Genomic DNA, 13,542 nt, shown 5'->3' with positions numbered 1-13,542 from the left:
GATCAATTTTTATCCTCGATGGCATTCTCCTCTTTCTTTCTGGGGTCCCAGTTTGAAAGGAAGATATTCAGACCGAAGCCTACAGCCAGGGCCCATGCGGATGCCCATGCAGTTCCCTGGGTTGCAAGCACAGCTGCCATAACACCTGCGATCATCTTGTCACGGTCTGTTCTGCAGTAATCCATACCGATCCTTGCACAGACAAAGGCCTGAAACATCAGAGTAATGGAGGAACCGACTCCGAAGATCGGACGGAAGAAGCTTACAACCGGAATGATCAGCACACTTAAAAACGTTGCAATACGGAAGGATGCCATACCGCCGATCAGAGACTTCATAGCTTTCTTTCCCTCCTTGTAACGGATGGAAACAGATACTGTCATTCCAACCCATAACGGACCGGAAAGCGGCGGGAACGGGGCAATGACGGAAAGGATCAGGTTCCTGATGCCGCTGACCAGGTTGGAACGGCTGGAATTGAAATCAATGTACTCATCATCTCTGGACTGGCGTGCCTCTGTAACCAGTGTCTCTGTGGTAACAAAATCACCAAATGCGATAACATAGCATACAAGTGCCAGAGGAAGTGCTTTGACAAACATGGAAACCGGCGGGATTCCCACACCAAAGATACTTACCTGGGAGATGATCTCTTTGAACTGGGGGATCTTGATAAAGGTTCCCAGCTCAAGACCAGGCGCATCCAGCTCTCCTACAAGAAGACCTACCACCATGGCGATCAGATATGGGAAAAGGTTTCCATATCTGGCAACAAGATCCAGGAATTTGTTATTCTTTCTCTTCTCCTGATATTTATCCGAAAAGCTGATCAGGACCAGAAGGCCTACACCGGCAACGATGGCCAGCGGATACTTATGCATATTGCCGCCATCACCCAGCTGTCCTGCCATAACCGTCACCGGCGCAGCAAGAAGGATACCACCCTTAACAGAATTTGGTACTGCATGGACAAATTTATCCGCAAGCTTGGTGACACCCATAAATATGAACACCAGACCAACCAGCATCTGCAGGGCGATCATTGCCTGGATACGTTCTTTTCCCATAGGGAAGCCTTCCAGGAATACGATAGTCAGCGGAAGGGTCGGTGTGATCCATCCCGGTACAACCGGATCGCCAAGTAAGCTGTGTAGCATATACAGCATGGTCTCTATGATCACACAGCTCCATGCCAGCTCATAAGGCAGTCCCAGATACTGTTCAAGATAAGGAACAGCCGCCAGTGCCGTAACTCCAAGGATCAGACCCTGGATAAACTCTACGGACTCAATTTTATAGTGAATAAACGGAAAACGAATCTGAAATGGCCCAAACGGAATGTAGGGCAGTTCGTTTTCTCTTCGCTGTCTTGCTGCACGTGCCATAACGATTCTCCTTTATCGTTTTTTTTGATAATACATATATAGTATCTTTTATTTTGTAAGTTTGTTAATTAACAAACATTTTCAGAAACGGTAAAGTCCAATCCGGGAATTGTTCCCGAATTGGAACTTTGTTTTGCACAGATTCAGTCATCTTTGTCTGTATCCATACAATGATTCACTTTTTTTACTGTAGTCAAACGGATATTCACCCCAAGGGATTTCCTTGATTCAGTCAAGCCTCTTTTCCACGGTTCATCTTAACGAACAGTGCAAGAAGGATTCCTATGAATGTCACTGCCATATTGAGAAGCAGGATCATTCTCGGAGCACTGGTTCCGGCAGTCTTTGTAATGTAGCCGGCCAGTGTCAGAATGGTGTAGTTCGCAACGCTGGATGCGATCATGACCATGGATGTTGCAGTTCCCTTGTTTTCCGGGAAGAACTCCGCAGTTGTGGAAACAGCCAGCTGAAGCACACCGCCTGCGCCTGCAAAACCGATCACAAATCCACCGATAAGACAGATTGTCGGATTCTGGATAAAGTAGCAAAGTCCCAGCATGATGAAAGAGATCAGTGGATAAATGATCAGGATATTGATCTCCTTCAGTCCTTTTTTGATAAATACAGAGGAACACAGGATTGCTGCAAAGGTTCCTACTGCATAGAATGATTGGATTTTGGAAGGATCACTTAAGTTATAAAGCTTTCCGAGCTCCTGGTTACAGTTCAGCCACAGCATGAATGTAGAAGAGCTTGTAAATCCGATGAGGATTGCTGCAAGAGCTGCAGGAGTGATCTTTAATTTTGCTTTTTCTTTCTTTACTGTACCTGCTGTATTTCTCTCCGGGAATGGCAGGAACAGAATCAGGATTCCATCGATAAAGATCGCAGCACCTGCAACAATAAAAATGGTTCTGTAGGACATATTCGCCGCTGCTACAAATCCGATGAGGAAAGGAAGCAGAAACTGGCTGATACACATGGAGAATTTTGTAAACAGGTTCGCTACAGAAGGATTGTTTACATAAATCTCCATACATGTCGGGCTTACGCAGGTGTCCAGGAAGGAGTTTGCGATACCGCCTACAATGGCAAAGGCGTAGGCAACTCCCATAGACGGAGCAAATGCGATTCCCATAAAGTATGCTGCATAACAGATTACGCCGATGATTCCGCTTAATCTGCGTCCGAATTTGTCGGACAGGGGACCGGAAAACGGAAGAGAGATCAGTCTTCCAAGTCCAAGTGCGGCAATTACAGATACTACCATGCTGACATCCATAGTTCCATCACTTAAAGCCTTTGCTCCCCAGTGAGCCGCAAGCTCCGGCTTGTACTGACCCATGATGGAAGCTCCGATTCCATGGATGAAATATGTAAAATACAGCGCGATAGAAGTAATCACTAAATTTTTCTTACCTGTCTGGCTCATTTTTCTTATTTCCCTTCGTTCTCAGCCTGAAATTTCTGGTACTCATCTGTCGGCATCTCAAGACCTGTGTAAAGCTTGTAAGATGCTGCACCCTGCCACAGAAGCATTCCTTTTCCGCCTACCGCAAGCTTCACGCCTGCTTCTTTTGCTTCTTTTACCATCTTTGTCTCGGCCGGATTGTATACGCAGTCAGCAACAACAAGATCCTTATGGAACATGGATTTATCAACCAGTGTGATGTCATCATGTGGTTTCATTCCTGCAAGTGTTCCGTTCGCGAGGATATCTGCGTTTGCGATCTCTTCTCTCAGTTTGTCCTGGTCGTCAAGGCAATATACGCTTACTTTGCAGTCCGGTACTTCTTTTGCAAGCTTCTCAGCAGTTCCTTTTGCTCTGTCAAGGAATGGATCGTCAGGATTGAAGATCGCAATGGATGCAGCGCCGTCAAGGGCACACTGTACAGTAAGGGCTGTAGCTGCACCGCCTGCTCCGAGGACTACCATCTTTTTACCCTTTACATCAACACCGTGCTCTTTCAGATTGCGGACAAATCCGATACCGTCTGTGATATGTCCAACAAGTTTTCCATCCTCATTTACGATGGTGTTTACAGCGCCGATGATCTTTGCTGCCGGTGAAAGCTCGTCTACACACTGAGCTACTTTGTTCTTGCAAGGCATGGTTACATTGCAGCCTCTCATTTTGAACAGACGCATTGCATCAAGAGCTGCCGGAACCTGATCCTCTTTGATATCAAATGCCATGTAAGCATAGTCCAGGTTATGGTACTGGAAGCTGAAGTTGTACATAGCCGGGGATCCGGAATGTCCTACAGGGCTTCCGATCAGTGCAAGTAAACCAGTTGTTCCTTTAATTCTCTGTTCCATTTCTTTTTACCTCCTGCATTTTCCCCTGTCAGACACCGGATATATTTTCTCCGGTGTCTGACAGGTCATCTTTTTAATTTTTGTACTGTCCGTTTTATTGGATAGATTGGCAGATCAGATCCTGGAAGCTACCTCATAAGCCTCTTTTGTTGCATCCAGTGCACGTCTTGCACGGATAGCATCTCCGATCACATGTGTCTCAGGTACAAGGTCTTTGATCTTCTCTTCCAGAGGATTGTAGTTGCGGAATCCCATGGAAAGGATCACAGAATCATATCCTCTTGACTCGTGACGTACTCCGTCAGCGGTCTCATATTCTACACCGTCTTCATAGAATTTGCATACCTTTGCTCCGGTGATCTCCTTGATTCCGTAGTCCTCGAAATCCTTCATCAGATATACTCTGTGCTCGTGGATCACGTCTGCACCTACGGTATCACGGAACTCGATAACAGTTACATCATGCTCCTGCTCGCCTAAAAATGCAGCTGTCTCGCATCCAACCATTCCACCGCCGACAACGAGAACCTTTTTGCCTGCTGCTCTCTTGCCATCCAGAAGGTCTGAGCCGTGGATGATAGCCGGATTGTCGATTCCCTCGATCGGAAGGATCAGAGTCTTGGAACCGGTGGCAATGATCACGCTGTCCGGCTTCTCTTCTTTGATAAGCTCCGGAGTTACCTCACAGTTCATCACGATCTTAACGCCATCCTTCTGGCAGCGATGGATGTAGCTGCGGATCATGTTTGTGATGTCACCTTTTCCTGGCGGATATGCAGCAAGTCTCATGTTTCCGCCGAGAACATCTCCTGCCTCATAAAGTGTTACCTCATGTCCTCTCTCTTTTGCGATAAATGCAGCGGAAAGTCCTGCAACACCGCCACCGATAACCATAACCTTCTTCGGCTCTTCCGCTTTCTCAAGCGGCTCTGCCTCATGACCCAGGAATGGGTTTGTCAGACAGCATACCGGATTTCCTGCATACATGTTTGCAACACAGCCCTGAAGACAGGCGATACAAGGAGTCATATCCTCAAGACGCTCTTCCTGTGCTTTCTTCGGCATAGCCGGATCTGCAAGGCTCTGACGTCCGAATGCTACAAGGTCTGCTCTTCCTTCTTTTACCATCAGTTCTGCGAACTGTGGCTCTGTATAACGTCCAACTGTGATCACCGGGATATTTACCGCACGTTTGATCTCCTCAACCTCTGCTGCAGAGAATCCACCGTGGATAACAGTCGGTGCCCACATAAACTCATCCTTGATATGAACGGCACGGGATACATGGAGTCCGTCCAGTCCGCAGCTTTCCAGATATGCTGCGATTGCTGCACTGTCGTGGACATCAAGTCCGCCCGGAACCTCATCTGCACAGTTGATTCTTGCAAGAACTGCAATTTTTCCCTGTGTTGCTTTTTTAACTTCCTCGATGATCAGACGGGAGAAACGCATACGGTTCTCAAAGCATCCGCCAAACTCATCCACTCTCTTGTTTGTTCTCGGAGAAAGGAAGGTACTTACCAGATAACCGTGTGCCATATGGATCTCAACAGCATCTGCTCCTGCTTCCATTGCTCTTCTTGCTGCCTCACCGTAGCCTTTGATCAGCTCATAAACTTCCTCAGTTGTAAGCTGCTTCGGAATATCACGGCCGCACACTGACGGGATACTGGTTGCTGCTGTGATCGGTGCTCCTGCGTTCTTTGCATTTCCTTCCGGACCTGCGTTCTGAAGCTGGATGGACACCTTTGCTCCTTCTGCATGACATCCGTCGATAACCTTGCGGAAGCTCTCGATTGTAGAGTCGTCATAAAGACATGGTTTACGCGGGCCGCCCTTTGCGCCCTTGTGAACTACAGTAGCCTCGATGGTGATCAGACCAAATCCGCCTTTTGCTCTTTCTCTGTAATATGCAGCGGACTGCTCACTCATTGTTCCGTCTGTGTTTGCAAAGTTATTTCCCATTGGCGGAACAACAAAACGGTTCTTTACTGTCATAGGACCGATCTCGATCGGCTGAAACATCGCATTGAATTTCATATGCGTTCTCCTTTCCTTTGAAACAATCTTTTTGTTTCTTTCACGGTAACGCCCTGTCACCGGTATGACGTCGGAAACAGGGGCCCGTCTGAAATATTAGTTTCTTATATTAATTACAGTACTTCCGGCCAAGCCTCTTCCAGTACCTTCTTTGTGTTCTCATATGTATGTTTTGCAGCATACTCGATACCTTTTTCAAGGTTTGCATCGCTGATAACCTCTACGCCGATGGCATTTGGTCTGATGCCTTTTTCTTTGATCATTTTTACGAACGGTACTGTTGTTCCGATTCCTGTTCCAGGAGCAAGACGGTCATGCATGGACTCATCTCTTAAGATCGTTGTTGCATATGGTCTTTCCCATACATCGTTGATCTGGATGGATACGATCTTGTCTGCCGGGATTCCCTCAAGTACGGAAAGCTCGATCGGCTGGTTTGCTCTTACCCAGTGCCATGTATCAAGGATCAGTTTCGCATTCTCGCAGTCAGCAGCTTTTACAACAGCCCAGCCCTTTTTCACATCCGGGATTCCGCTGTATGGCATTGGCTCAACACCGATGATGTATTTGCCTGCTCTGTGGCAAAGCTCACGAAGCTTCTGTGCTGTGTACTCTACGGAATAGTTCTCCATCAGTCCGCAGTTGATCTGTTTTACGTTAAATAATTCACACATATGGAAGCAGAGCTGTTCTTTGTATTTCTGCTCATAGGAACGATGCTCCTCTGCCCACTGCACGATGTACTCAACCTCTGTTACCTTCATGTCATATTTATCCAGGATTGCCAGGATATCCTCGTCGAAAAGTCCCTCATTCAGGGCATCTACGTAGGTTTCTGCTCTCAGGCCGATCCCCTCATAGCCAGCCTCTTTGGCAGCTTTTACACGGTCCTCAAATTTGCACTGATCTCCCAGTGTCCAGGAACTGATTGTGATTGGAAATTCTTTTGACATGATAATTCCTCCTGAAAATTTAAATAATTTTATTTGTTTTTTTTAAATTATTTTGTATCTTTTTTCTATAAGCATTATATAACTTTGTTAAATACAAAACAAATTGATTGTACCAGGAGAATCCATAGATTTTATCAATATATCATGTTATACTATATAAAACATATTCAGCCGTATTGCCGCCGTCACTGCATACGGCCCGGCAAATCTCTTATGTCTGTCAGACTTACCGGGGATCTGTTCGAAGTAAAACATTCAGATAAACTTACGAAAGGAGTATTGAAAAATGAATCTGTATCATCTTCGCTATTTCGTGACACTGGCTCATCTGGAGCATTATACAAAAGCTGCGGATGTTCTGGCCATCACACAGCCCAGCCTAAGTCACGCGATCTCTTCTCTGGAGGAAGAGCTTGGAGTGAAATTATTTGAAAAAAACGGACGGAATGTTTCTCTCACCAAATATGGCAAGTCTTTTCTGGAGGATGTGGAACAAACCCTGAACCGGCTGGATTCCTCCGTAAACGGTCTCCAGCTTGCAGGAAAGGGAGAAGGACAGATCGATGTGGCTTTTCTCAGAACTCTGGGTGTTGACTTTATGCCAAAGATCATCCGCAGCTTTCTTAATGCCAATAAGGGAAAACAGATCCATTTCAATCTGTTCTGCGATAAGGTGCTTACCGGCGATATCCTCACCGGACTGAAAGAAAAGAAATACGATATCGGCTTCTGTTCCAAATTTGACGACGAACCACTGATCGAATTTATTCCGGTTGCCAAGCAGGATCTGGTCGTCATCGTTCCGCCGGAACATCCTCTTGCTGAGAAATCCGAGATTCATCTGGAGGAAACGCTTCCATACAAGCAGATCATCTTCAAGAAGAGAAGCGGTCTCCGCCAGATCATTGACCAGTTATTTAAGAGCATCGGTCAGTACCCGGATGTGGCTTTTGAAATCGATGAGGATCAGGTTGCCGCAGGATTTGTTGCCAATGATTTCGGCATCTGCATTGCACCGGATATCCCGATCCTGCACTCTCTGAACCTTAAGATCCTGCCCCTTGTCTCTCCAAGCTGGCAGCGGAATTTCTACATGGCCATGCTGAAGGATGTATACCATCCGCCGGTTGTGGAGGCCTTTAAAAAATTTGTGATCGAGGAAACCTCGCGGGAGATTTTCTATAAGACAAATTAAACGGTCTGTTCATCTGCAAATATATGGTCCGGATCTTTTATATCATAAAGGACAGCTGCCCGATCCCCGTTCTGTTTCTGTACGGTTTATCGGACAGCTGTCTCTTTTATATGTAAAACTATTCTGTTTTATGATCAGCAGTTATTTATTCGCCTCTGCCTCACGAAGTCTGTGGATCAGCTCCTCGCAAATCTCAAGCTCACTCTTTCCGTCTGTCTCAACAACTATATCTGCTGCTGCCTCATATTTCGCACGACGTTTTTCCAGCAGGTCAGCGATAAATGAAACATTTTTGTTGTTCTCAAGTAACGGACGGTCATGATTATCCTTTACACGTTCCAGAATCGTCTCCGGCTTTGCAGTCAGAAGTACGACACGGCCATTCTTTTTCATCTCAGCAACATTGCGCTCCCGCATCGGAACACCACCGCCACAGGATACTACAACATTCGATCTGGACTGCATCTCGATCAGAAGATTTGTCTCGAGCTCACGGAAATACTCTTCACCGTAAGTCTCAAAGATATCGGAAATGCTCATTCCCTGTCTCTCCACGATACACTGATCCATCTCCACAACATCCATGGCAAGAACATTCTTCAGATAATCGGAGATCGTAGATTTACCAGCTCCCATAAATCCGATCAGGAAGATATTATAATTGAAAAGATTTCTGGACTGGATTCTTTTACTGTTCTGGATGATACTTGCAAAAACATCATTGACCTCTTTCTTATGACGTCTGCCTTCCATTCTGGCTTCCAGCCATCCTTTCTGCTTCGCCTCCTGTTCCGGCTGAAGTACCGGAAGATCGTTAGCTTCCTTGTATACCATGATGTCCTCTACGATCCTGTTTCTCATAAGGAGTGCGTCCAGAATGATCTCATCGCACTGTCCAAGGCTTTCTCTTAATACTTCTAACTGGTTCATAATATCTCCTTTACTTCGTTCATTTTATTACGGATTTCCGTCATCACTTTATCACTTTAAATCAAGTATCTGTCCTTATTATACCAACTGGTCATTTTTATCTCAACCCAAATTTTCATTGAATTTACGCATGTGATCTATAGATTATTTTTATAATTTTTAGGCACGGCAAAGATATCTGATGCAGGACTTCACACTATGATGGACTGGATTGTTTGCAGTAATTTATGGAATTGCTATAGTATTCACGCTAGGATCTGTGTCAAAAAAATCTCCGCCCTTTTACAGAAGCAGAGATTTTTTACAGAAATTATATCACCAAGATTCTACTGTATCACTTCATAGATCCGGTAATGCTTATATATATAATCCCGGAACTGCTCCACAAGCGCACTTGGATACCGGTTTTTCATCATTCCCATATATATATATCGGCGATAGTGAAGATTCTCGATATTTAAGATTTTCACAGGAAGTGTATGGATCACCGGTACATCCGGCACAATGCCTACCCCAAATTCCTCCGCCACCATACCTGCCAGTGCACCATCCTCTTCTACCTCAAAGGCCGTCTCCGGTGAAAGTCCTTCCTTTTCGAAAAGCTCCCGGATCACAAAATACAGTCCGCTTGCAGGGGTAAAGGTCACCTGCGGATACTGTCCCAGCTCTTTTATGGTCACTGAATTTCGGTCTGCAAGAGCATGGTTCTCAGGCACTACAGCCACCAGCTTTTCTTCTGACACCGGCACAAAGCTGATTTCCTTCTCTCCCTCTGCCCGGGAACAGAAGATCACGTCGAATTTCTCTTCCTTCAGACCCCGGATCAGACTTCCGGTAGCTGCATTCTGAAAACGGAAATCAATCTTCTTCCCCTCCTGTTCATTAAGGAACCCCCGGACAAGCTCCGGGATAAATCTGCGTCCCTGGGTATGGATATATCCGATGGAAATACTTCCTCCCGGAATCCTTGCCGCTTCCTGTATCCTCTCCACACCAAGATTCAGGATATGTAAGGAGTCCTGCACATATTTCAGAAACATTTCCCCGTATTTGGTCATGGTCACATTTCTTCCGTGACGCTCAAAAAGTGGAACCTGCAGTTCCTTTTCAAGGTTGGAGATCGCATGGCTCAGGCTTGGCTGGGTTATATCCAGCCTCTTGGCTGCTCTGGTATAATTTTCGATCTGGGCAAGAGTCACAAAATATGTGAGCTGATTTAAGTTCATATGTCAAAAAATCCTTTCTTTCCTCCGCGCGAGAGACCTTCAGGCAGGTAAGCTCAGACACCTCGCTGCCTGGTCTGTTTCACACTCCAAGGCTCAGGAGTTCTTTTCCCGCCGCAAGTCTCTCATAAAACTGCTCATAAAAATCCCGCTTCTCATCATAAGGCTTCCTGTAAAACTGGTTTACCACATACATGTTCAGGTTTCGGATCAGATCACTGTCCTCGCTCTCATAGAGAACCGCCTGGACATCCAGAAGAAAATAATGCCAGTCACAGACAAATTTTTCGTAATTTCGAAAATCCGGAGTATCTACCCATTTCCGGACCTTGATCTTACTGCGGCTGGTCTTTTTGCACTCGTGGATCTGAAGAATGTATTTAAAACTCCCGTCCTCATAGTATCTTCCCAGCGGGAACAAACGGCAGAAGCCCGGACGGAAGCTGTGGATGGAGCATCTTCCGTTGCCATTCAGAAATACGCATCGTTCCTCTGCCCCTGTCATCCTAAGATGCGGCAGAATATTTCCGTCTGTGACGCCAAGCTCTATTTTTCCGGCAAGCAGCTGGTCCACACTTAAGTGAAGTCCCTGACTTAACCGCCATACATCCAGCGGATCCAGTACAACAGAATCTCCCATTCCCGTACAGCAGTCAAAACAGCCCTTACAGTCCTGACAGTCTGCCTTTACCATGTCATTTGCCTCGTATAAACGACCGTCGGAAATTTCCTCCAGTGTAACCTCCCGCCGCATTAGACAAGTGCCTCCAGTCCTGTAACTCCCCAGTCCTCAGCCAGGCTTTTCAACCCGTCCAGAATCTCCTCCCTGGAATAATCGTGATCATCCAGGTAATCTACGTCCATATCATTGAGATGCAGATAAAAGGTAAGGGCAAGCTCCAGATAATCCGGATCATCTTCCTCCATGTTCATAAGAAGCTCATTTTCCGCTCCGTTGATGTCACCCTCATCAGCAAGTCCGATAACCTTCTTAAAAAGCTGGTCTGCCTCTGTATAATCTGCCTCTGCTGCAGGAAGTGTATACTGCGGCATATCTCCCTTAAGAAGAAGTCTTGTGATCAGTCTTGCGATATCCTGAATATTTCCTGACATTCTGTCATCCTGTAATCCCAAATCGTTTTCCTCTCTTTCTGCTGTCCTGTTCTGCCAGACACATTTCTCCGACCGACGTATCTGCATCCGGTCCTCCGCTCATCCGAACCCCGGATATCTGGACAGGCAATTTATTTAATCCAGTTTAATTCCTGACAACGCCTGCGCAAATGCATTGTTCACCGGCTCATTGGCCTCTTTCTGCTGTTTCTTAAGATAACGCTGCACATCACGCTTATTCACACCTGCACCCTCTTTGGCTCGTCTTGCCTGGAAGGATGAAAGCTTTTCTTTATAGCCGCACTGACATACAAAGGTCTCTTCTTTTCCCTTCAGAAGCATCTCCATACGCTTATGGCATTTCGGACAGCGCGCATTGGTGGTCCTGGATACTGTCTCTCTGTATCCGCATTCCCGGTCCTCGCACACCAGCATTTTGGCATTCTTTCCGTTGACTGCCAGAAGATGTTTGCCGCAGTTAGGGCACTTCTTGTTTGTCATATTGTCATGGCGGAAGGTTCCCTGTCCGCCTTTGATCTCATCTACGATCTCACAGGCATATTTACGAATCCCTGTGAGGAATTTATCCTGACGGAGCTTTCCGTTTGCAATATCACTGAGCTTCATCTCCCAGTCTGCGGTAAGCTCCGGCTTTTTCAGTTCTTCCGGAACCAGCTCCAGAAGCTGTTTCGCCTTGGAGGTAATGTAGATCTCATTGCCTCTTTTTTCCATCATAAAGCTGTTGAAAAGCTTCTCGATGATGTCCGCTCTTGTGGCTACCGTTCCAAGTCCACCGGTCTCACCAAGGGTTTTTGCCGCTTTTTTGTCGTGGCTTTCCATAAAATGAACCGGATTTTCCATGGCACCAAGAAGTGTGGCCTCTGTAAATCTGGCCGGTGGTTTTGTTTTGCCTGCTGTAAGAGCTGATCCTTCCACAGTAAGTATCTGACCTTCCGTAAGCTCCGGAAGCTTCTGGTCTTTCAGCTTATCACCGGATTCCTCTTCATCCTCATCCTGCCAGCCGCCTTCATAGACTTCTCTCCATCCGGCACTTTTTACAATACGTCCGCTTGCAGCGAAAGTTTCTCCTGCTGCAGTTCCTTCCATGCTTACCAGCTCATATACAGCCGGCGGATACAGCACGCTCAGGAAACGGCGTACTACCATATCGTAAATCTTTCGTTCCTCGTTGGTCATATGATCCAGCTGTACAAACTGTTCTGTAGGAATGATGGCATGATGGTCACTGACTTTTTTGTCATCCACAAAGCCAGCACTGGTCTGGATTGGTTTATTGGCCAGTACACCGGCAAGTTTCCGATAAGGACCTGTCCCGCATGCCTGAAGACGCTCTTTAATGGTAGGAACTACATCTTTTCCTATATATCTGGAATCCGTTCTTGGGTAGGTAAGGACCTTGTGATTCTCGTAGAGCCTCTGCATGATATTCAGAGTTTCCTTTGCAGAAAAGCCGTATTTCTGATTGGCTTCTCTCTGAAGAGTGGTCAGGTCATAAAGCCCCGGCGCATAGGTCTTCTTCGGCTTTCTGGAAACCTTTGTTATGGTAAGGCTGCTTTTTCCTGCCTTTGTCTGGATCTCCTGGGCACGCTCCTTCTTAAAGGTGCGGAGGCTTCCGCTTTTTCCGTCACGCCAGGTCCAGCGTACATTTCCCGCCTGCAGAGTGATCCCGTAATAATCCTCCGGCTTAAATTCCCGGATCTCCTGCTCTCTTCTTGCGATCATGGCAAGGGTGGGGGTCTGCACACGTCCGCAGGAAAGCTGGGCATTATATTTACAGGTCAGTGCTCTGGTCCCGTTCATTCCCACCAGCCAGTCCGCCTCCGCCCTGGCCTGTGCCGCACGGTAAAGATCATCATAATCATGGCCGTTTTTAAGGTGGGCAAAGCCGTCACGGATCGCTTTGTCCGTTACGGACGAGATCCACAGACGCTTAATAGGCTTATGGCAGTCTGCCTTTGCAAGGATCCACCTTGCTACCAGTTCTCCCTCACGTCCGGCATCTGTGGCAATGATGATCTCCCCAATATCTTTCCTGTAAAGCTGGGTTTTCACCGCATTGTACTGCCTGGAGGTCTGGCGTATCACCACCAGTTTCATTTTCTCCGGCATCATGGGGAGCGTAGAAAGCTCCCATTTGGTATATTTTTTATCGTATTCTTCCGGATCTGCCAGTGTTACCAGATGTCCCAGGGCCCAGGTCACTACATAGTCTTTTCCTTCCAGGGTTCCGTTCCCCTTCTGACTGCAGTGGAGGACTCTGGCAATGTCTCTGGCAACGGATGGCTTCTCCGCAATTACTAATGATTTCATATTTTTTTCTTTCACCTCTTACTCTTTGGAGCCTGTTTTTCAGAGCTCCGGGG

At 46.6% G+C, this 13,542-nt stretch carries 11 protein-coding genes; 1 reads left to right on the top strand and 10 read right to left on the bottom strand.

Features of this window, described 5'->3' with window-relative positions:
• Nucleotides 1-2 precede the first annotated feature (2 nt).
• The 5 genes from ABCM67_RS01560 to ABCM67_RS01540 all read right to left on the bottom strand — a co-directional run bounded on the left by ABCM67_RS01560 (nucleotide 3) and on the right by ABCM67_RS01540 (nucleotide 6,697).
• On the bottom strand, nucleotides 3-1,385 hold the full coding sequence (locus ABCM67_RS01560; RefSeq protein WP_342992439.1) for a hypothetical protein: 1,383 nt from the start codon (nucleotides 1,383-1,385) through the stop codon (nucleotides 3-5).
• 232 nt (nucleotides 1,386-1,617) lie between these two features.
• Nucleotides 1,618-2,817, bottom strand: a complete 1,200-nt coding sequence (locus ABCM67_RS01555; protein ID WP_021652301.1) for an MFS transporter — start codon at nucleotides 2,815-2,817, stop codon at nucleotides 1,618-1,620.
• Nucleotides 2,818-2,822: 5 nt separating this feature from the next.
• Entirely contained in the window at nucleotides 2,823-3,704 is an 882-nt protein-coding gene (gene aroE, locus ABCM67_RS01550; RefSeq protein WP_015527027.1) for a shikimate dehydrogenase, read from the bottom strand.
• 114 nt (nucleotides 3,705-3,818) lie between these two features.
• Nucleotides 3,819-5,744, bottom strand: a complete 1,926-nt coding sequence (locus ABCM67_RS01545) for an FAD-dependent oxidoreductase (RefSeq protein WP_015527026.1) — start codon at nucleotides 5,742-5,744, stop codon at nucleotides 3,819-3,821.
• 113 nt (nucleotides 5,745-5,857) lie between these two features.
• Nucleotides 5,858-6,697 (bottom strand): TIM barrel protein, encoded by an 840-nt coding sequence (locus tag ABCM67_RS01540; protein ID WP_022426446.1) that lies wholly within the window; start codon nucleotides 6,695-6,697, stop codon nucleotides 5,858-5,860.
• Between the two features lie 286 nt (nucleotides 6,698-6,983).
• On the opposite strand from ABCM67_RS01540, the gene ABCM67_RS01535 reads away from it, so the two are divergent.
• On the top strand, nucleotides 6,984-7,892 hold the full coding sequence (locus ABCM67_RS01535; protein ID WP_021652297.1) for a LysR family transcriptional regulator: 909 nt from the start codon (nucleotides 6,984-6,986) through the stop codon (nucleotides 7,890-7,892).
• 141 nt (nucleotides 7,893-8,033) lie between these two features.
• Here the strand turns inward: ABCM67_RS01535 and ABCM67_RS01530 are convergent, their stop codons facing one another.
• The 5 genes from ABCM67_RS01530 to ABCM67_RS01510 all read right to left on the bottom strand — a co-directional run bounded on the left by ABCM67_RS01530 (nucleotide 8,034) and on the right by ABCM67_RS01510 (nucleotide 13,489).
• Nucleotides 8,034-8,822 carry a shikimate kinase gene (locus ABCM67_RS01530; protein WP_178016032.1) on the bottom strand — a complete coding sequence of 263 codons (789 nt, stop codon included), beginning with the start codon at nucleotides 8,820-8,822 and terminating at the stop codon, nucleotides 8,034-8,036.
• Nucleotides 8,823-9,148: 326 nt separating this feature from the next.
• Nucleotides 9,149-10,048, bottom strand: coding sequence for a LysR family transcriptional regulator (locus tag ABCM67_RS01525; RefSeq protein ID WP_110102514.1), 900 nt, complete (start codon nucleotides 10,046-10,048; stop codon nucleotides 9,149-9,151).
• A gap of 79 nt (nucleotides 10,049-10,127) precedes the next feature.
• A complete protein-coding gene (locus tag ABCM67_RS01520) occupies nucleotides 10,128-10,799 on the bottom strand; it encodes a YkgJ family cysteine cluster protein (protein WP_110102515.1) in 672 nt (223 codons plus the stop codon).
• Nucleotides 10,799-11,179: a DUF6483 family protein gene (locus ABCM67_RS01515; RefSeq protein ID WP_022426444.1), complete on the bottom strand. Its 381-nt coding sequence runs from the start codon at nucleotides 11,177-11,179 to the stop codon at nucleotides 10,799-10,801. The genes ABCM67_RS01520 and ABCM67_RS01515 overlap by 1 nt, the downstream gene beginning before the upstream one ends.
• Before the next feature lie 114 nt (nucleotides 11,180-11,293).
• A complete protein-coding gene (locus tag ABCM67_RS01510; RefSeq protein ID WP_110102540.1) occupies nucleotides 11,294-13,489 on the bottom strand; it encodes a DNA topoisomerase III in 2,196 nt (731 codons plus the stop codon).
• Nucleotides 13,490-13,542: the final 53 nt, after the last annotated feature.

This window comes from Blautia sp. 2227st1_G12_2227SCRN_220401 (genome assembly GCF_039062885.1).
GTDB classification, from domain to species: domain Bacteria; phylum Bacillota; class Clostridia; order Lachnospirales; family Lachnospiraceae; genus Blautia_A; species Blautia_A fusiformis.
Note: the sequence above shows the minus strand (reverse complement) of the source record. Positions and strands in the feature narration are given on the sequence as shown.